The 1889-nt window shown below is 64.6% G+C and carries 2 protein-coding genes; both read right to left on the bottom strand.

What is annotated here, in order from left to right; translation table 11 throughout:
* Positions 1-1445: condensation domain-containing protein (locus tag ASE48_RS18555; protein ID WP_200962207.1), on the bottom strand; the 1445-nt coding region annotated here is incomplete at its 3' end.
* Positions 1446-1449: 4 nt separating this feature from the next.
* Positions 1450-1889, bottom strand: a 440-nt coding sequence (locus tag ASE48_RS18550) for a phosphopantetheine-binding protein (RefSeq protein WP_200962206.1), incomplete at its 5' end; no start/stop codon positions are given.

Raw genomic sequence — 1889 nt, 5'->3', positions numbered from 1 at the left:
ACCTGACGCGCAAAACCCCCATGCAACGTCACATCACGAGTCACCACCACCGGAACCCCACCATCACCCACCAACACCACCCGCTCAGCAGCACTCAGCAGTGACAGGTCGGCCAGAGGTGCGGCCGGGTCGGCCACGATCTGTTCGAGTAGCAGGCGGTACTGCGTGAGCCAGCGCGCGACCGTCGTGTCCTCGAAAAGGTCGGCGTTGAATTCACATTCGAGCACGACGCTGTCGCCGTCATCGATCGCGGTGACGCCGAGCTCGAAGTTGTAATACGCCCTGGGCATCTCGACGCCCGTGACGGCAGTGTCGCCGAAATCGAAGGTGCTGCTGAACTTGTCATTGAAGAACAGGGACACCAACGGCATCCGGCCCGGGTCCCGGGACAGCCTGAGGCGCTGCACCAGCGTGCCGAAGGTCAGACGCTGATGTGCCTGGGCATCGAAGAACGCGCTGCGTACAGCGCGCAGGTGTTCGGCGAACGTCAGTTGCTCATCGATGCGGCAGCGCAGCGGAATCGTGTTGACCCCGTGTGCCACCAGGTGTCGGTTCTCCTGTAGCGCCTGACTCGCCATCGGCACGCCGATGATGAAATCGTCGGCGGAGGTGAGGCGCGCGACCAGCACCTCGAAGGCGGCGAGCATGGCCACGAACTGCGTGGCGCCCTCCTTTGCCGCGCCGGCACGAAAAGCCCGGAAGAGCTCCTTGTCGATGGCCAGGACCTGCCTGCCGGCGGTATAGGTCTTGTAGACGGGGCGGTTGCGGTCGAGCGGCAGCTCGAAGCTCGGCACGCCACTCGTGTACTGGTCTGTCCAGAAGTCCAGCGCCGCATCCATTTCTGCGATGGTGTCGGTGCTCTGTTGATCGGCCACAAAGTCACGGAAGGAAGCTGCTGGGGGCAGATCGGCCGGCAGACCGACACGGTCGGCCGCGTAGATCTTCGCGAGGTCATCGAAAATCACGGTCGAGGACCACCCGTCGACGATGACGTGGTGCGCGGTGAATATCAGTCGATGACGGTCGGGCGCCTCGCGGAGGACTTCAGCGCGCCACAAGGGAGCGGCCCCCAGATCGAACGGTGTGTGTGTTTCACGGTCCACGATGGCCGCGATCGCCGTCTCGCGGTCCCGGGCCCCGAGCGTCACGAGGTCGGTCAGTGCCAGCGTGACCTCCACCTCGGGCAGGACCCGCTGCGATTCGTTCACCAGATCGATGCAGATGCGCAGTGCCTCGTGCCGACGCACCACCTGCGAGAGTGCGGTGTGCAACGACTCCACCGACAGCTCGCCCTGCAACGTCAGCACGAAACACTGGTTGTACGAGCAGTTCGCGTCATCGCCCATCAGCGTCGCCGCGCAGATCTCACGTTGCGGCTCGGTCAGGGCGAAGTCATCCTCGAGCTCGGCGAACGGGTCGAAGTCCACGGATTCGTAGTGAGCCATGATGTCACCGCCGTCCGACCAGTTTGCGTTGGCGCGCAAAGGCTTCGCGTTGTCTGTGTGCGCGGTCCATGGCGTCGTCGGTGCCCATGACGTCACGGTGTTCCCCGGCAAGGTGGCGCGCCAGCGTGCGTATGGTCGGATACTGCAGCAAGGCGACGATCGGCAGATCGGCGCGCAGTTTGTCCGTGAGTTGCGCATGCACCCGGATGCTGAGCAGCGAATCGCCGCCGAGTTCGAAGAAGTGGTCGTCGAGGCCGACGCTATCGATACGTAGCACCGCCTTCCAGACACCGGCGATCGTCTCCTCCGCCGGGTTGCGCGGCGCCTGCCGGGGTTCGGAGGTTCCGCTGTGGTGGTGGGTGGGGGCGGGTAGGGCTTTGCGGTCGAGTTTGGCGCTGGTGGTCAACGGCAGGGCGTCCAGGTACTGGAAATGCGCGGGCACCA

Source organism: Mycobacterium sp. Root265 (assembly GCF_001428895.1).
In the GTDB taxonomy this organism is placed as follows: Bacteria; Actinomycetota; Actinomycetes; order Mycobacteriales; family Mycobacteriaceae; genus Mycobacterium.
Note: the sequence above shows the minus strand (reverse complement) of the source record. Positions and strands in the feature narration are given on the sequence as shown.